The 16,397-nt window shown below is 70.0% G+C and carries 17 protein-coding genes; 7 read left to right on the forward strand and 10 right to left on the reverse strand.

What is annotated here, in order from left to right:
• Nucleotides 1-13: 13 nt before the first annotated feature.
• Entirely contained in the window at nucleotides 14-1,144 is a 1,131-nt protein-coding gene (locus AC0NZQ_RS09435) for an Mrp/NBP35 family ATP-binding protein (RefSeq protein WP_474529558.1), read from the reverse strand.
• A 29-nt stretch (nucleotides 1,145-1,173) separates the two neighbouring features.
• Here AC0NZQ_RS09435 and AC0NZQ_RS09440 point away from each other — a divergent pair, with 29 nt between their 5' ends.
• The 3 genes from AC0NZQ_RS09440 to AC0NZQ_RS09450 are packed head-to-tail and all read left to right on the forward strand — an operon-like array spanning nucleotide 1,174 to nucleotide 2,658.
• Nucleotides 1,174-1,656, forward strand: coding sequence for a MarR family winged helix-turn-helix transcriptional regulator (locus AC0NZQ_RS09440; RefSeq protein WP_474529559.1), 483 nt, complete (start codon nucleotides 1,174-1,176; stop codon nucleotides 1,654-1,656).
• 10 nt (nucleotides 1,657-1,666) lie between these two features.
• Complete coding sequence (locus AC0NZQ_RS09445; RefSeq protein WP_474529560.1) at nucleotides 1,667-2,350, forward strand: AzlC family ABC transporter permease; 684 nt, start codon at nucleotides 1,667-1,669, stop codon at nucleotides 2,348-2,350.
• Nucleotides 2,347-2,658, forward strand: coding sequence for an AzlD domain-containing protein (locus AC0NZQ_RS09450; RefSeq protein WP_474529561.1), 312 nt, complete (start codon nucleotides 2,347-2,349; stop codon nucleotides 2,656-2,658). Before AC0NZQ_RS09445 ends, AC0NZQ_RS09450 begins: the two co-directional genes overlap by 4 nt.
• Here the strand turns inward: AC0NZQ_RS09450 and AC0NZQ_RS09455 are convergent.
• The 4 genes from AC0NZQ_RS09455 to AC0NZQ_RS09470 all read right to left on the reverse strand — a co-directional run bounded on the left by AC0NZQ_RS09455 (nucleotide 2,638) and on the right by AC0NZQ_RS09470 (nucleotide 6,508).
• Nucleotides 2,638-3,186 (reverse strand): DUF1003 domain-containing protein, encoded by a 549-nt coding sequence (locus AC0NZQ_RS09455; protein WP_474529562.1) that lies wholly within the window; start codon nucleotides 3,184-3,186, stop codon nucleotides 2,638-2,640. The two genes, AC0NZQ_RS09450 and AC0NZQ_RS09455, sit on opposite strands and share 21 nt — an antisense overlap.
• Nucleotides 3,179-4,447, reverse strand: coding sequence for a magnesium transporter MgtE N-terminal domain-containing protein (locus AC0NZQ_RS09460; protein WP_474529563.1), 1,269 nt, complete (start codon nucleotides 4,445-4,447; stop codon nucleotides 3,179-3,181). The genes AC0NZQ_RS09455 and AC0NZQ_RS09460 overlap by 8 nt, the downstream gene beginning before the upstream one ends.
• A 133-nt stretch (nucleotides 4,448-4,580) precedes the next feature.
• A complete protein-coding gene (locus tag AC0NZQ_RS09465) occupies nucleotides 4,581-5,447 on the reverse strand; it encodes an HpcH/HpaI aldolase/citrate lyase family protein (RefSeq protein ID WP_474529564.1) in 867 nt (288 codons plus the stop codon).
• Entirely contained in the window at nucleotides 5,444-6,508 is a 1,065-nt protein-coding gene (locus tag AC0NZQ_RS09470; RefSeq protein WP_474529565.1) for an HpcH/HpaI aldolase/citrate lyase family protein, read from the reverse strand. Before AC0NZQ_RS09470 ends, AC0NZQ_RS09465 begins: the two co-directional genes overlap by 4 nt.
• A 151-nt stretch (nucleotides 6,509-6,659) precedes the next feature.
• On the opposite strand from AC0NZQ_RS09470, the gene AC0NZQ_RS09475 reads away from it, so the two are divergent.
• Nucleotides 6,660-7,703, forward strand: a complete 1,044-nt coding sequence (locus tag AC0NZQ_RS09475) for an alpha/beta hydrolase (RefSeq protein WP_474529566.1) — start codon at nucleotides 6,660-6,662, stop codon at nucleotides 7,701-7,703.
• Here AC0NZQ_RS09475 and AC0NZQ_RS09480 read toward each other — a convergent pair.
• A complete protein-coding gene (locus AC0NZQ_RS09480; protein ID WP_474529567.1) occupies nucleotides 7,697-8,686 on the reverse strand; it encodes a family 43 glycosylhydrolase in 990 nt (329 codons plus the stop codon). The genes AC0NZQ_RS09475 and AC0NZQ_RS09480 overlap by 7 nt on opposite strands.
• Nucleotides 8,687-8,820: 134 nt before the next feature.
• Here AC0NZQ_RS09480 and AC0NZQ_RS09485 point away from each other — a divergent pair, with 134 nt between their 5' ends.
• From AC0NZQ_RS09485 to AC0NZQ_RS09495, 3 genes are all read left to right on the forward strand, one after another.
• A complete protein-coding gene (locus AC0NZQ_RS09485) occupies nucleotides 8,821-9,129 on the forward strand; it encodes a zinc-ribbon domain-containing protein (protein ID WP_474529568.1) in 309 nt (102 codons plus the stop codon).
• A 48-nt stretch (nucleotides 9,130-9,177) separates the two neighbouring features.
• Complete coding sequence (locus tag AC0NZQ_RS09490) at nucleotides 9,178-9,963, forward strand: LolA-like protein (RefSeq protein WP_474529569.1); 786 nt, start codon at nucleotides 9,178-9,180, stop codon at nucleotides 9,961-9,963.
• A gap of 137 nt (nucleotides 9,964-10,100) precedes the next feature.
• Entirely contained in the window at nucleotides 10,101-11,297 is a 1,197-nt protein-coding gene (locus AC0NZQ_RS09495) for an acyl-CoA dehydrogenase family protein (protein ID WP_474529570.1), read from the forward strand.
• A 116-nt stretch (nucleotides 11,298-11,413) separates the two neighbouring features.
• Here the strand turns inward: AC0NZQ_RS09495 and AC0NZQ_RS09500 are convergent, their stop codons facing one another.
• The 4 genes from AC0NZQ_RS09500 to AC0NZQ_RS09515 all read right to left on the reverse strand — a co-directional run bounded on the left by AC0NZQ_RS09500 (nucleotide 11,414) and on the right by AC0NZQ_RS09515 (nucleotide 16,267).
• On the reverse strand, nucleotides 11,414-12,376 hold the full coding sequence (locus tag AC0NZQ_RS09500; protein ID WP_474529571.1) for a type IV toxin-antitoxin system AbiEi family antitoxin domain-containing protein: 963 nt from the start codon (nucleotides 12,374-12,376) through the stop codon (nucleotides 11,414-11,416).
• A gap of 246 nt (nucleotides 12,377-12,622) precedes the next feature.
• Entirely contained in the window at nucleotides 12,623-13,588 is a 966-nt protein-coding gene (locus AC0NZQ_RS09505) for an SDR family NAD(P)-dependent oxidoreductase (RefSeq protein ID WP_474529572.1), read from the reverse strand.
• A gap of 218 nt (nucleotides 13,589-13,806) precedes the next feature.
• Nucleotides 13,807-14,829 (reverse strand): zinc-binding metallopeptidase family protein, encoded by a 1,023-nt coding sequence (locus AC0NZQ_RS09510; RefSeq protein WP_474529573.1) that lies wholly within the window; start codon nucleotides 14,827-14,829, stop codon nucleotides 13,807-13,809.
• Between the two features lies 1 nt (nucleotide 14,830).
• The gene (locus tag AC0NZQ_RS09515) at nucleotides 14,831-16,267 is read right to left on the reverse strand and encodes an NAD(P)/FAD-dependent oxidoreductase (protein ID WP_474529574.1); all 1,437 of its coding nucleotides are present in this window, start codon (nucleotides 16,265-16,267) and stop codon (nucleotides 14,831-14,833) included.
• Nucleotides 16,268-16,397 lie beyond the last annotated feature (130 nt).

Below are 16,397 nucleotides of genomic sequence, written 5' to 3' on the forward strand. Positions count from 1 at the left end.
GGGCCGGCGACCGTCAGCGGACCGGGGTCAGCCCCAGCGAACGGCCGACCAGGCTGCGTGAGCGGGCGGCGAGGGCGTCGGCGACCGAGTTCAGCGCCTGCGCGGCCGGCGACTCCGGCGCCCGCAGCACGACGGGCAGCCCCTCGTCTCCACCCTCGCGAACCTGCTGGTCGATCGGGATCTGACCGAGCAGCGGCACGTTCGTCCCTGTGGACTGCGACAGCGACTCCGCCACCGCCTGGCCACCGCCGCTGCCGAAGAGCTCCATCCGGGAGCCGTCGGGCATCTCCAGCCAGCTCATGTTCTCCACCACGCCGACGATCTGCTGGTGCGTCTGCAGCGCGATGGACCCCGCCCGCTCGGCCACCTCACGGGCGGCGAGCTGCGGCGTGGTGACCACGAGCAGCTCCGCGGACGGCACGAGCTGCGCCACCGAGATTGCGATGTCGCCGGTGCCGGGCGGGAGGTCCATGAGCAGGACGTCCAGATCGCCCCAGAAGACGTCGGCGAGGAACTGGTTCAGCGCCCGGTGCAGCATCGGACCGCGCCACACCACGGCGGTGTTGCCGGGGGTGAACATGCCGATCGAAATGACCTTCACGTCGTGCGCGATGGGCGGCATGATCATGTTGTCGACCTGGGTCGGCTTGTGCTCGACGCCCAGCATGCGCGGCACCGAGAAGCCGTAGATGTCGGCGTCGACGACGCCGACCGAGAGCCCACGCTTCGCCAGCGCGACGGCCAGGTTCACGGTGGTGGACGACTTGCCCACCCCGCCCTTGCCGGAGGCCACCGCGTAGACGCGGGTCCGCGAGCCTGGCTGGGCGAAGGGGATCTCGTTGGCGGGGGCGTCGCCGCGCAGCTGCTCGCGCAGGGCGGTGCGCTGGGCGTCGGTCATGACGCCGAGGCTGACGTCCACGCCGGAGACGCCCGCCACCTTGCTCACCGCAGCCGTGACGTCACGAGTCAGCTGCTCCTTCATCGGGCAGCCGGGGACGGTGAGCAGCACGCCCACGGCGACGCGGCCGTCGGCGTCGACGGTGACCGACTCGACCATGCCCAGCTCGGTGATCGGCTTGCGGATCTCCGGGTCGTCGACGGTGGTCAGCGCTTCGCGGACAGCGGATTCATTCGGGTGCGACACACGGTCGATGGTACGTAGGATCGGCAGTCGTGACCTCGCAGGCTCCCTCCGGTAGCGGTGACCGTGGCCACGCGCTGCGGCCGTCGGACTGGCGGGTGGGGGTGTGGCGCTCGTTCCTGCGGGCGCACGCGACGGTCCTGGGCCGGCTCGAGCGCGAGCTCGCCGACGCCGGGATGCCCATCGCCTGGTACGACGTGCTGCTGCAGCTGGTCGAGGCGCCGGGACACCGGCTGCGGATGGCCGAGCTCGCCGACCGGGTGCTGCTGTCGCGGTCGGGGTTGACGCGGCTGGTCGACCGGCTGCAGGCCGAGGGGTTCGTCCGCCGCGAGCCGGCGCCTCACGACGCGCGGGGCACCTTCACCGTGCTCACCCGCGCCGGCTTCGAGGCGCTGCGTGCCGCGGCACCGGTGCACCTGGCCGGGGTCCGGGACCACTGGCTGAAGCACTTCAGCGACGACGAGCTGCGGGTGCTGGGCGGGCTGCTCGCCCGTATCGCGCCCGCAGCCGAGTGACCGCCGCCGAGTGACCGGGCCCGTCCGACCCGTCGTTCGTGACTCGCTCGGGGTCGGCGTCGCCGTCGGTGCCTACGGCTTCGCCTTCGGAGCGGCCGCGGTCGCAGCCGGGTTGAGCGTGCTGCAGGCCTGCCTGCTGTCGCTGCTCGCCTTCACCGGCGGGACGCAGTTCGCGGTGGTCGGCGTGGTGGCCGGTGGTGGTGGCGTCGGTCCGGCGCTGGCGAGCGGACTGCTGCTGGGATCACGCAACACGCTCTACGCGATGCGGCTGGCGCCGCTGCTGCGCCTCCGTGGCTGGCGGCGCCTGCTCGCGGCGCACGGCACGATCGACGAGTCGACCGGTATGGCGGTGGCGCGGGACCTGCCTGCGGCCGATCCGGCCGACGCTCGCGCCGCGTTCTGGTGGACGGCCGGCGGGGTCTTCGTCTTCTGGAACCTCACCACCGTCGCCGGGGCGGTGGTGGGTGGCGTCGTCGACCCCGTCGACTTCGGCCTGGACGCCGTCGTCCCCGCGGCGTTCCTGGCGCTGCTGGCGCCCCGACTGCGGGCCGGACGCATCGAGAGGCGGGTGGCGGTCGCCGGCGCCGTCATCGCGGTCGTGCTCATCCCGTTGACACCGCCGGGGATCCCGGTGTTGGCGGCGAGCGCGGCACTGCTGCTCGCCACCGCCGTGGGATCGGAGCGGCCGTCATGACGCTCTGGCTGCTCGTCCTCGGCACCATCGCCGGCTGTTATGCCGAGAAGCTCGCGGGCTACCTCGTGCCGGCTCGGGTACTGGACCACCGGCACGTCCGGCGCGCCGTGGAGCTGCTGCCGGTGGCACTGCTGGCGGCCCTGGTCGTCGTGCAGCTGCTCGCCGACGGCCGCCGGCTCGACGCCGACGTCCCGCGGTTGGCCGGCTTCGCCGTCGGCGCGATCGCGGTGTGGCGTCGCGCCCCGTTCCTCGTCGTGGTGGTCGCCGCCGCGGCGACGGCCGCGCTGCTACGCCTCGGTCTCGGCTGAGTCGTTGGCGTCGGCCTGAACCCGCTTCTTGCCCTTCTTGCTGACCTTGACGTCGTCGAAGCGCTCCTCGATGCGCTGCAGCTCCGAGCGCAGGTAGTCGCGGGTCGCGACCTCGCCGAGGGCCATCCGGATCGCCGCGATCTCCCGCGCCAGGTACTCCAGGTCGGCCTTGGACTCCCGAGCCTCCTCGCGGTCGGCGTCGAGGTTGATGCGGTCGCGGTCATCCTGGCGATTCTGGGCCAGCAGGATCAGCGGCGCGGCGTAGGAGGCCTGCAACGACAGCGCGAGGGTGAGGAAGAGGAAGGGATAGGCGTCGGGGTGCGGCAGGCCCGGAATGGCGTTGCCGACCATCCAGATCACGATGATCGCGCTCTGGACGACGAGATAGCGGCCGGTGCCCAGGAAGCGGGCGATCTTCTCGGTGACGCGGCCGAAGGCCTCGGCATCGACCCGGACGCGTGGCCCCCGCGATCCGGTGGCGGGCTGGTCCAGCCGCATCCGCTCCGGCCGCCGACCGCGCTCAGCCATTGCCGACCTCCGACCGGTCGTCGCGCCAGTTCTCCGGCAGCAGGTGGTCCAGGACGTCGTCGACCGAGACGGCGCCGAGGAGCCGCTCGTGGTCGTCGACAACCGGGACGGCGACCAGGTTGTACGTCGCCATGTGCCGGGTCACCTCGTCGATGGAGGCGTTGGGACGCAGCGCGCCGGTGTCCTTCTCGCAGATGCCGCTGACGAGGGCCGACGGTGGTTCGCGCAGCAGCCGCTGCACGTGTGCGGTGCCGAGGAAGCGTCCGGACGGGGTCGCCATCGGCGGTCGCACAACGTAGACCTGCGCGGCGATGGCGGGGGAGAGCTCCGGGTTGCGCAGCCGCGCCAGCGCCTCGGCCACCGTGGCGTCCGGCAGCATGATCAGCGGCTCGGAGGTCATCAGGCCACCGGCGGTGTAGTCGGCGTAGGTCATGAGCCGTCGGACCGGTTCGGCGTCCTCGGGCTCCATCAGCTCCAGCAGCCGCTGCTGGTCCGCGGCGGGGAGGTCGCCCAGCAGGTCGGCAGCGTCGTCGTCGTCCATCGCCTCGAGGACGTCGGCGGCCCGCTCGTCGGCGAGCTGCCGGACGAGGTCGACCTGATCGTCCTCGCTCATCTCCTGCAGGACGTCGGCCAGCCGCTCGTCGTCCAGGGCGTTGGCGATCTCGAGGCGCCGCTTCGGGGTCATGTCCGACAATGCGGCGGCGACGTCGGCGGGCCGGAGGTCCGACAGCATCGCGACGGTGGCGTCGGTGCCCTGGGCCGCGACGTCCTGCGGTTCGTCCAGGGTGAGGCCGGCGACCTCGTTCCACTCCACCTGCGACAGCTGCCCCCGGCGCCGCGACAGGCGGGCCGACGGAGTGCGGACGGCGAGCCGGGAGACCACCCAGTCGCGGGCCCGGTTGGTCTCCATCCCGGCGTCGACGATGGTGACCCGCTGCCCGGAGTCGCGGACCGTGACCGTCCGGTCGAGCAGCTCGCCGAGGATGAGGATCTCGTTGGTGCGGCGCTCGAAGCGGCGCATGTTGACGGTGCCAGAGGCGAGGACGATCTGGTCGGGCTCGATGCGCACCACCCGCCCCATCGGGACGAAGATGCGGTGCCGCTGCGCGACCTCGACGACGAGACCGAGGACGCGCGGCGGCTGCCGATCGGCCCGCAGCATCGTCACGGCGTCACGGACCTTGCCCAGCTGGTCGCCGGACGGGTCGAAGACCTCGATGCCGGCCAGCCGGGCGACGAAGACGCGGTCGCCGGTGCTCACCCGAGCAGGCTACTCAGCCGAGGTGGCTGCCATGCGACCCGTGTGAAGAAGTCTCAGGAGCGCACCCGTCCGAGCCGTCACCTGGTGATCATGAACGCTCGGCGGGGCTACCGCGGCGTCGACCCGGCGTCACTCAGCCCAGCGCGGCGATGGCGTCGGCGATGGCGAGCGTCCGCTGCGCCGACTCGACGTGCAGGTTCTCGATCATCCGGCCGTTGTAGGTGACGACGCCGGTGCCCTTGCCGTCCTCCCACGCCTGCAGGATGCCGCGGGCGTCGGTGACGGCCTGCTCGGACGGCGCGAAGGCCTCGTTGGCACCCTCGACCTGACCGGGGTGGATGAGCGTCTTGCCGTCGAAGCCGAACTCCCGACCCTGGCGGCACTCGGCGAGGAAACCGTCGGCGTCCTTCACGTTGTTGTAGACGCCGTCGAGGATGGCGATGCCGCCGGCGCGCGCGGCGAGGACGGCGAGCGAGAGGCTGGTGAGCACCGGCGCGCGGCCGGGTACGTGCTCGGCGTAGAGCTCCTTGACCAGGTCGTTGGTACCCATGACGAAGACGGCCAGCCGGTCGGAGGCGGTCGCGATCTCGCGGGCGTTGAAGATGGCCTGCGGGGTTTCGATCATGGCCCAGAGCTTGGTCCGCTCGGGGGCGCCGGCCTTCTCGATCGCGGCCACCAGCGAGCGGACCTCGTCGGCGGTGTTGACCTTCGGTACGACGATGCCGTCCGGGCCGGCCTGCGCGGCGGCGACGATGTCCTCGTCGTGCCACTCGGTGCCGATGCCGTTGACGCGGATCGTCAGCTCGCGCTTGCCGTACTCGCCGCTGCTCACCGCTGTCGCCGCAGCCTCGCGAGCCGCCGGCTTGGCGTCCGGGGCGACGGCGTCCTCGAGGTCGAAGATCACGCCGTCGATGGGCAGCGTCTTGGCCTTCTCCAGCGCCTTGGCATTGGACGACGGCATGTACAGGACGGACCGCCGCGGCCGGAACTCGGCGCTCATGCGTCGATCACGATCTTGTCGTACTCAGCCTTGAGCTCCGGGTCGATCGCGGCCAGCTGCTCGGCGAGCTCGACCATGACCAAGCACTGCTTGGTGGAGGCGTCGTCCTCCATCTTGCCGTCGATCATGACCGCGCCGGTGCCGTCGCCCATGGCTGCGACCACACGCTTGGCGTGCGTGACGTCCTCGACCGAGGGGCTGAAGACCTTCTTGGCGATGGCGATCTGCTTGGGGTGCAGGCTCCAGGCGCCGACACAGCCGAGCAGGTAGGCGTTGCGGAACTGGTCCTCGCAGGCCACGACGTCGGCGATGTCGCCGAAGGGACCGTAGTGGGCGTACATGCCGTGCATCGCGCAGGCGTCCACCATGCGCGCGATCGTGTAATGCCAGAGATCCTGCTGGTACGTGGTCCGCTGGCCGGTGATGTCGCCGTCGGTCGGGTCCTGCCGAACGAGGTAGCCGGGGTGGCCGCCGCCGACGCGGGTGGTCTTCATGCGGCGGTCCGCGGCGAGGTCGGCGGGGCCGAGTGAGAGCCCGTGCATGCGCGGCGAGGCGGCGCAGATCTCCTCGATGTTGGCGACGCCGCGCGCGGTCTCGAGGATCGCGTGAATGAGGATGGGTCGCTCGAGGCCCGCCTTGGCCTCGAGCTGGGCGAGCAGTCGGTCGACGTAGTGGATGTCCTCGGCGCCCTGCACCTTCGGCACCATGATGACGTCGAGCTTGTCCCCGATCTCGGGCACCAGCGTGGTGAGGTCGTCGAGCACCCAGGGCGAGTCGAGGGCGTTGATGCGCGTCCAGAGCTGGGTCCGGCCGAAGTCGGTGGTCTTGGCGATCTCCACGAGGCCGTTGCGGGCGGCTTCCTTGTTGTCGGCCTTGACGGCGTCCTCGAGGTTGCCGAGCAGGACGTCGACGGTGCCGACCATGTCCGGGATCTTGGCCGCCATCTTGGCGTTGCTGGGGTCGAAGAAGTGGATCATGCGAGACGGCCGGGCCGGGATCTCCCGCAACGGGGCAGGTGCCCCGACGGCGAGCGGCGTGAAGAAATCTCGGGCGGGTCGCATCGTCTCCCTTTCGGCGAGGTCAGGTCCAGCGGAACGTAGCAGCCGGTCGCACGGGCAGTACCCGTGAAAGCCGTGGATGTCACCGGGATGACAGTCACGCCTGGCGCAGTCGCGTAATCTCGTTGAACTTGGTTCAGTAGGAGGTCGCGCCGTGGCGCTCGCCCGCAACGTCCGCAACGCCTGGGCGCACTACCTCGGCGACGGTGTCGAGCCGGCCGACCCGACGCCGTCGGAGCTCGTCCACGACGCGCCCCATGCGCGGCTGCGGCGCTACGGCGCGGCCGGGGCTGCCGGCGATCCGATCCTGCTGGTGCCGCCGCTGGCCGTGCACATCAGCTGCTTCGACCTGCGTCCGGACCAGAGCCTGGCAGCCTTCCTCGTGGGCGTCGGCCGTCCGGTCTACGTCGTCGACTTCGGCGACATCACCTTCGCCGATCGCCGGATGGGCTTCGAGGACTGGATCGACGGGATCATCCCCGAGACGCTCCGCCGGGTCTCGTCCCGGCACGGCGACCGTCCGGTGGACGTCGTCACCTGGTCGCTCGGGGGCACCCTCACCTTCCTCACCGCGGCGTCCCACGACGACCTGCCGCTGCGGTCGATCGCCGCCGTCGGCACGCCCATCGACTACAGCGCCGTCCCCTACCTGGCGCCGCTGCGGACCCTCGGGAAGTACACCGGCGGCCGGGTGCTGCGGACGACGTTCCGCGCGGCCGGCGGTCTGCCCGCCTGGGCGGTCAAGGGCAGCTTCCGGTTCACCGCGCTGCAGCGAGAGCTCACCAAGCCCTGGTTCGTGCTGCGCAACCTCGGTGACACCGAGACGCTCGGCCGGATGGAGGCCGTCGACCGCTTCATCGGGATGATGCCGGGCTACCCCGGCCGGCTCTACGACCAGCTCTACGCCCACGCCGTGCAGGCCAACCAGCTCAGCAGGGGCTACCTGCAGCTCAGCAGCGACCGCCGGGTCGAGCTCGGCCGGGTCACGCAGGACGTCCTCGTCGTCGCCGGCGAGACCGATGTCATCGCGCCGATCGCCTGCGTCCGCCGGGCCTGCGACGTCCTCACCGCAGCACGATCACTGCGCTACGAGACGGCCCCCGGCAGCCATCTCGGTGTGCTGAGCGGACCGACGGCCAGGAACTCGACGTGGACCTACGTCGCCGAGTTCCTGGCCAAGGTCGGCGCCGGTCAGTAGAGGTAGGGACCGCTCGAGTTCCAGCGCAGCACGCCCACCCAGGCCTGCCGGGTGTTGCCGTCCTTGACGCCGTTGTGGTTCGCGTCGATGTAGGCGTGGAAGGCGATGCGGGTGGTGCTGCCGTCCTGCAGCACGGTGGCGCCGCCCGGTCCGCAGAGCCCGGTGGAGGCCCGCGACATCACCGTCTTGACCCGCTTGAAGGTGCCGCCCCAGAAGGTCGACGCGACCCAGACATCGGTCGAGTAGGTGCAGTTGATGTAGTCGCCGCGCGAGGTGAACAGCCACACCTTGCCGCCGTGCGCGATGGCTGACGGCGCTTCGATCCGCGACGAGGCGAGGAAGATCTTGGACCTGCTCGACCCGATGGTGACGCTGCCCGTGGACGGGTCCATCTGGATGGCACGGATGTCGAAGTTCTTCTGGTTGCGGTAGTTGACCTTGTAGAGCATGTAACGCTTGCCGTCCTTGGCGAGATACGCCGACGGGTCGATGGCCTCGTACCCGGCCTTGCCCGAGCAGACGGTGGGCTTGCTGTTGCTGTCCACGAAGCCACGGTTGGGGCTGCCGGACTTCGCGACACCGACGCAGTGCACGCCGGTCTTGGCGTAGACGCCGGTGTAGTACATGACGTACAGGGCGCGGCCCAGCCCGTCCTTGGTCTTGAAGACGTGCGGCGCCCACAGCTTGGCGTCCTTGGCGACCCACTTCGGCCGGGACTTCATCGACGACACGACCTTGCCGTATCCGCTCGCCGGCGAGGTCGAGGAGGTGGAACCGAAGAGGCCGCCGGTCTTGTAGAGGTAGTAGCGGGACCCGAACTTGGCGAAGCCGGGGTCCGGGAAGTCGCCGCTGACCACGCGCTTGGCGTGGCCGGGGGAGGCGGCACCGGCGGGCGCGGTGACGGCGGGCAGGAGCACGGTGCTGGCCGCGGTCGCGGTGACGAGCAGGGTCGTCAGGCGACGGCGTGGTGTGAGGGGTGTCATGACGCCGACGCTAGGCGCGTCGGCTGCTCGCCGCGCGGTGGACGACCGGGGACGACTGCCCTGCCCGTCGTGGTGCGCTCTCAGTGCCGCCGGGTCAGACTGCCAGCGACGGACACCGCACCAAGGGGGACTTCGTGATCATCTTCGGCTCGCGGACGATGGTGAAGCTGCTCGCCACGCTCTACTTCGTCTGCCGCAACTGCGGGAATCCGGCGGCCCAGCAGTTGGTGAAGCGGAGCACCTGGTTCACGCTGTTCTTCATCCCGGTCTTCCCGTTCCGGATCACGCACTCGACGACCTGCACCTTCTGTGGCGCAGGGACGAAGGTCGCCAAGGCCGAGGTGGAGCAGCTCCTCGCCGCGAACCAGCAGGGTTACCCGCAGCAGCCCTACCAGCAGCAGGGATATCCGCAGCAGCCGCAGCAGGGGTACCCGCAACGCTGAATCTCGCGGTGTGTGTGGGCGAGCGAGCTGCCGGGTAGGTAGCGGCTCATGCGGAGGGCACAGACCACCACCCTGACCACGCTCGCGATCGGCACCGTGCTCGTCACCGTGCTCACCGGTTGCGGCTCCGACACCGACGGTTCCGGGAGACCCGGCGCTACCGGGGGCTCCAGCGCATCCGGCACCGCTGGCGCTTCGGATCCCACATCCGGGAGCTCGAGTACCGGAACCGGGGGATCGCAGGCGCAGCGGGCGATCGCCACGTCGTTGCGAGCCGCGCAGCAGGCCAAGTCCTACAGAGTCGTCGCGTCGGGGCAGGACAACGGCGAGCCGCTGGACCTCGACGTCCACTACGGCAGCAACGGCGCGGCGGGCTCGATCGGGATGTCCGGGGTGCGGGTCGCAGTGCGCACGGTCGGGTCTCTGGTGTACTTCAAGGCGCCGTCGTCGTTCTGGCGGCAACAGGCCGGGGAGGGCGCGGCCAGGCAATTCGCCGGCAAGTGGGTCAAGACCTCCCAGCGATCCGAGGCCGGCAAGGGCTTCGCACAGTTCGCCGACCGCAGCTCGCTGATCTCCGCGTTCTCCAAGAACCTTGACGACCCCGACGTCCAGAACCTGAAGCGGCTGGGTCAGGCGTCCGTCAACGGCGTCGCGACCACGACGTACGGCGACAGCGAGGGCACCATCGACATCGCCTCGTCCGGGACGCCCTACCCGCTCAAGCTCGTCTCTAAAGAGTCCGGCGAAGGTGGGACGCTCGTCTTCTCGGACTGGAACTCGCCGTACACGGTGACACCGCCCCCGGCCGCGCAGACGGTGTCGCTGCCCTCGTAGCCGTCGTGGCCGAAGCGGTCTGAGAGTGATGTCACGGGTGCTCGGCTGGGCCACCCGCGATGCACGAGGGATACTCCGAGTACATCTGTTCGCCACGCGGCTGTGATGCCGCGCGCCCAGTCGCGAAGGAATGACGCATGGCTCGCCTCGCCCAGACCGCCGGCCTCACCGAGGTCCAGACCGAGATCCTCTCGGCCGTCAAGACCTTCGTGGACAAGGAGATCCTGCCGTACGCGAACGACCTCGAGCACAAGGACGAGTTCCCCGAGGCCATCGTCGAGGGCATGAAGGAGATGGGCCTCTTCGGGCTCATGATCGACGAGGAGTACGGCGGTCTGGGGGAGTCGCTGCTCACCTACGCCCTCGTCGTCGAGCAGATTGCCCGCGGCTGGATGAGCGTCTCGGGCGTCATCAACACGCACTTCATCGTGGCGTACATGATCGCCCAGCACGGCACCGACGAGCAGAAGCAGTACTTCCTGCCCAAGATGGCCACCGGTGAGATCCGCGGCGCGTTCTCGATGAGCGAGCCCGACCTCGGCTCCGACGTTTCGGCCATCAAGACCCGCGCCGAGCAGGACGGCGACGAGTTCGTCCTCAACGGCTCGAAGATGTGGCTCACCAACGGTGGCGGTTCCCGCGTCGTGGCCACCCTCGTCAAGGACGACCAGGGCGCCGACTCGGTCTACAAGAACATGTCGACGTTCCTCATCGAGAAGGAGGCCGGCTTCGGCGAGACCCGTCCGGGCCTCACCATCCCCGGCAAGATCGACAAGATGGGCTACAAGGGCGTCGAGACCACGGAGATGATCCTGGACGGCGTTCGCGTCCCCGCCGACCGCGTGCTCGGTGGTACGGAGGCCCGCGGCAAGGGCTTCGCGCAGATGATGGACGGCGTCGAGGTCGGTCGCGTCAACGTCGCCGCCCGCGCCTGCGGCATCGCGATCCGCGCCTTCGAGCTCGCCGTCGCCTACGCCCAGCAGCGCAAGACCTTCGGCAAGCAGATCGCCGACCACCAGGCCATCGCCTTCAAGCTGGCGGAGATGGCGACGAAGGTCGAGGCCGCGCATCTGATGATGGTCAACGCCGCCCGCCTCAAGGACGCCGGCACCCGCAACGACGTCGAGGCCGGCATGGCCAAGCTCATCGCCTCCGAGTACTGCGCCGAAGTCACCCAGGACTCCTTCCGCATCCACGGCGGCTACGGCTACTCCAAGGAGTACGAGATCGAGCGCCTCATGCGCGAGGCGCCGTTCCTGCTCATCGGCGAGGGCACGTCGGAGATCCAGAAGACGATCATCAGCCGGGGCCTGCTGCGGGAGTACAAGGCCTAGGCACCCGCCGCCCGCCGCGGGTTGGCCCCATCCGGGCGCGGTTGGCCCCACCCGAGCACCCCGGGGGTTGGCCCCATTCGGGCGCGGTTGGCCCCATGCGAGCGCGGTCCGGAGCCTCATCCCACCGCGCTGGGCTGGGGCCAACCGCCGGCGATCCAGCGACGTTGCGTCCGATCGGGACGAAGCCCGCGCGCGAACGCGTCCCGGAGCTGGGCCGTCACGACGGAGAAGTTGGCGAGGTCCTGCCACAGCCAACGGACGACGATGAGTCCTGCCTGCTCGAGGGCGGCCTGGCGTCGCTTCTCGGTGACCAGCGTGTCGGGACTGCCGTTGTACTTGACCAAGCCGTCGGCTTCACCGATCACCCCGGGGCCCTGCCAATAGAAGTCCGGCCGGCCGAGGAAGAGCCCCGTCGAGCTGTAGATGGGGACCTGGAGCTCCGGCGCCGGAAGCCCGAAGTCGATGATGCGCAACCGGCTGATGGACTCCAAAGGCGACTCGGCGGCGGCGTCGGCCAGCATCGCGGCGCGCTGTGCACCCGCGACTCCCGGCCAGAACTGCGTGGCCACGACGGCATGTTCGAGGTGAGCCGGGGTCATGAGTCCGAGCCGCAGCGCTGAGTCGGCCGCAACGATCCCGGCATCCGTTCCGTGCTCGTGACCGATGTCCAGCACGGTGCGTGCCGCAGTGGTGAGTCGGATCGCGCCGAGCCGCCCGGTCGAGCCGGGACCGAGCTTGCCGCGGTGTCGGTGGACCTCACTCATGGGACCGCGCCGACCCCGCGGATACGTGGCGCAGACGTGAGAGGGCACGGCGAGCAGGTGGAGCCCGAGGAGCACCCCTGCCGCACTGTGACTGATCTGCACTGTCGGATTGGTCAGCGAGACCGCGGTCGCTCTTGCTCGAAGTTCGTCGACAGCGTCCGCGCGAGGCTGCGAGTAGGCGCCTTCGCGAACCCGGTAGAGCCGGTCGGCACTCACCGCGTGACGTAGCGCGTGCGATGTCCAGCCGGCGTCCAACGCCTGCTGCGTGGTGAAGACGCCGTTCTGACGGAACGCAATGATCGGTAGGGGTCGCACGGACGAAGACCGTGCCACTGATCGGTCCTGAGCGTCGGGCGTTGTCCACAGGCCGCGGTACGCCGCGGGTTGGCCCCACCTCGGCGCGGTCACCGAGTCGGATCCACCGCGCTGACGTGGGGCCAACCGCGCCGACGTGGGGCCAACCGGAGCGAAGCGACCGGTCGGGACCGGCCAGGACCGGTCGGGACCGGCCAGGACCGGCCAGGACCGGCCAGGACCGGCCGGGACCGGCTGCGGGGGGCGCTAGAGCCGGGTCGCCACCGCGCAGTAGTCCCACAGTTTCTCTGCCTCGGCGTCGGAGTAGCGGGTGTACGGCAGGTACGAGGTCGGGCGCGGACGGCGATCGTGCCAGAACAACCCGGTCGTGGCGCCGGCCTCCGGGGCGCCGAGCAGCCAGACGGCGGTGTCGGCTCCCTGCTCAGCGCTGCGCAGGATCGGGCCGACGAGCCTCGCGAAGCCGGGCAGCGAGTCGGTGACACCCGGCGTGTCGGCCCAGCCGGGGTGCATCGCGTGGACGGCGACGCCGGTCATCCGGCGCGACCAGAGCTCGGCCAGCACCACCTGCATCCGCTTGGTGCGGGCGTAGGCAGCCGTGCCGTTGAAGTCGCCCTCGTGGAACTCGGGGTCGTCCACGCGCAGCCGCTGCGCGTACATGCCGCCGGAGGAGACGAAGACGACCCGCGCGTCGGAGTCGGCCGAGAGCAGCGGTCGCAGGTCGGCGGTGAGCAGGTGCGGTCCGAGGACATGGGTCGCGACGGTGAGCTCGTGACCGTCCTCGGTCTCGGTGCGCTCTGGCGGCAACACGCCTGCGTTGTGCACCAGCCCGCGCAGTGAGGGCAGCTCGTCGCGGAGCCGGGAGGCAGTGGCCCGGACGGACTTCAGCGAGCTCAGGTCGCACTCGTCGATCGTGATCGAGGCGCCGGGGACGGCGGCCGCGATCTCGCGCCGGGCCTGCTCCCCCCGTTCGGCGTTACGGCAGAGCAGTCGGACGGCCGCCCCCAGCCGGGCGGCACCGAGCGCCGTCGCCTTGCCCAGCCCCGAGTTGGCGCCCGTGATGGCGACGGTGTGCCCGTCCAGCGCGCCATCGGGGAGGTCGGCCGGCCACCACGAGCGGCGGACGGTGTAGCCGATCCGCGAGTACCCCGGCACGATGGTGCGGTCGAGGGCGGTGTCGACGACCGGCAGCAACGAACGCCATGCCTGCCTCATCGACGCTCCCTCCGGGGCCACGACCTCACCCTAACGAGACGGTACCGACCGGTGCCGTCGTGCGGTGGCTGTCCCGAGTCGGCCGCCACCCTTGTCTCGCGGCTGTGACTACGGTTACATTGGAGGCGCACGGACGATGTCCGTTTCCCGGGCTCGCATCGGCAACGACGCCGATGCGAGCCCGTCATCGTTGTCGGGGACGCGACGAGCCGCTCGGCTCAGGCCGGGACCGCGCGATGCGACGTGATGACGACGTGCGCGAAGCGCAGCTTGTCCAGCACTGTGGGCGTGAGGACGAACGGGTAGAGGTCCTCCTTGCCCATGCTGCGGTTGAGGGCGTTGAGCACCAGCTTCAACGCCAACCACTGCCGAGCCAGCTCGTCGAAGGAGTCGGAATCCTCGGTGGGTTCGACCTCGAGCTGCGCGTCCCAGGCCAGCGAGAGATCCAGGGCCGGACCGTCGCTGCGCACGCCCCACGACGCCGCCGTCTGGGTGGTGTCGCGGATGTGCAGGTAGTGCGCAAAGGTCTCGGCCCAGTCCTCCCACGGGTGGGAGGCCGCGTAGTGGCTGACGTGGGTCCCGACCCAGTCGTCGGTGTCGGTGCCGCGCCCGTAGTGCTCCTTCAGCGCCTGCTGGTAGTCGGCCCGCTCGTCGCCGAAGAGGTCGCGGAAGCGGTCCAGGTAGGGCGAGTCGTCGACCAGGACGTCCCAGTACCAGTGTCCGATCTCGTGCCGCAGGTGGCCGAGCATCGTCCGGTACGGCTCGGCGAGCTTCACCCGCATCGCCTCGCGATGCGGATCGTCGCCCTCGGCCAGGTCGATGGTGATGACCCCGGAGGCGTGACCGGTGATGACGTGCTCGTTGGCGCTGGAGAGCAGGTCGAAGGCCAAGCCGTGGTCGGCGTCCTCGCTGCGTGGTGTCGTCGGCAGACCCAGGTGGTCGAGCTGGAAGACGAGCCGTCGCTTGGCGGCCTCGGTCCGGACGAAGGCCGGCTGGGCATCGACATCGTCGTCGGCGGGACGCGTCCGGGTGAGTCGACAGGAACCGCAGTAGCCCGCGGCGTCGTCCTCAGCAAGCCAATTGCAGCCGGCCAGCGCTGAGTTGCGGCAGTAAGGCCGGCCCTCACGGGCGACCAACTCCCGCGAAGACCGGTCGAAGGCCAGCTCGGTGTCACAGGTCAGGCAGATGAAATTCTCGAAGAAGACGAGGCTGCGGCAGACCGGGCAGGAGAATGCTTTCACCTCAGCCCCGCCGCGCTGGCTGCGGACGCTGACCGCTCACATCGGGTCGCGCTTTGTCGCCCGTCGTCGGGCCCTCGGTCGACACCGCCTTCTCCGCAGCCGCGGGGTCAGCATTGTCCGCCAGCTTCAGTGTGCGGACGGCATTGCGCCCGACGAGCTGCTGGCTGGTGGTGGTGCGCTGGCTGCGGCCCCGGCCGATGAAGCTGACCGCCCAATGCAGCACGGTCGTCACGCGGTTCTTGAACCCCACCAGGTACAGCACGTGGATGGCGAGCCACAGCAGCCAGGCGATGAAGCCGCCGAACCGGAACTTGCCGATGCTGGCGACAGCACGGAAGCGACTGATCGTCGCCATGCTGCCCTTGTCGAAGTAGTGGAAGTCCTTCTGCGGCGCCTTGCCGTTGATCCTGCGACGGATCTGGTTCGCGGCGTACTTGCCCTGCTGCATGGCCACCTGGGCTACGCCGGGGTAGTTCTTCAGCGACATCATGTCGCCGATGACGAAGACCTCGGGGTGGCCGGGGAGGCTGCAGTCCGGCTGCACCTTGATGCGGTTGCCGCGGTCCATCTCCGCCCCGGTCTGCTCGGCGAGGCTGTTGGCCAGCGACGAGCCCTTGACGCCGGCGGCCCAGATGACGGTGCGGGTGGGGATGCGGGTCTTCGCCCCGCTGGCGTCGGCGACGGTGATGCCGCGATCGTCCACCGCCACCACCTTCTCGTCGAGCCAGACGTCCACGCCCAGCTTCTCCAGCTGCTTGGCGGCACTGTGGGACAGCCTGCTGCCGAAGGCGCCGAGGACGCTGTCGAGCGCGTCCACGAGGATGATCTTGGAGCGCTTGGGGTCGATGGCTCGGAAGTCGTGTTTGAGGGTACGGCGGGAGAGCTCGCTGATCTGCCCGGCCATCTCCACGCCCGTGGCGCCGGCGCCCACGACGACGAAGGTCTGCCACTCCTCGCGGATGCGCTCGTCCTGCTCCAGCTCCGCGAACTCGAAGGCGGAGAGGATCCTGCCCCGGAGTTCGAGGGCGTCGTCGATGGACTTCAGCCCCGGTGCGTAGGTCTCGAAGTCGTCGTTGCCGAAGTAGCTGGTGGTCGCCCCGGCGGCGACGATGAGGGAGTCGTAGGAGGTCACGGTCTGCTTGCCGCCGGCCTCGGAGGTGACGGTGTGGGCGTCGACATCGACGGCCGTGACCTCACCCAGCAACGTCTGGACGTTGCGCTGGCGCTTGAGGATCTCGCGGGTCGAGGGCGCGATCTCGCCCTCGGAGAGGATGCCGGTCGCCACTTGGTACAGCAGGGGCTGGAAGAGGTGGTGCGTGGTGCGGCTGATGAGCGTGACGTTCACGTTGGCCCGCTTCAGGCGCTTGGCCGCGAACAACCCTCCGAAGCCCGAGCCGATCACCACCACGTGGTGTTTGCGCGCCATGCTGCTGGTCATGTGAAGCCCTCATTCCTTGCACCGGTATCGCTTACGTCCTCCTGTCTACCCGGCTGGCGGCCTCGCTTCGTCGCGATGTGAGCAGGGATTCGCTTGGACGGGACGAATGGGACGTCAGACGAGCCAGCAC

It is taken from the genome of Jatrophihabitans sp. sgz311053, from assembly GCF_056135305.1.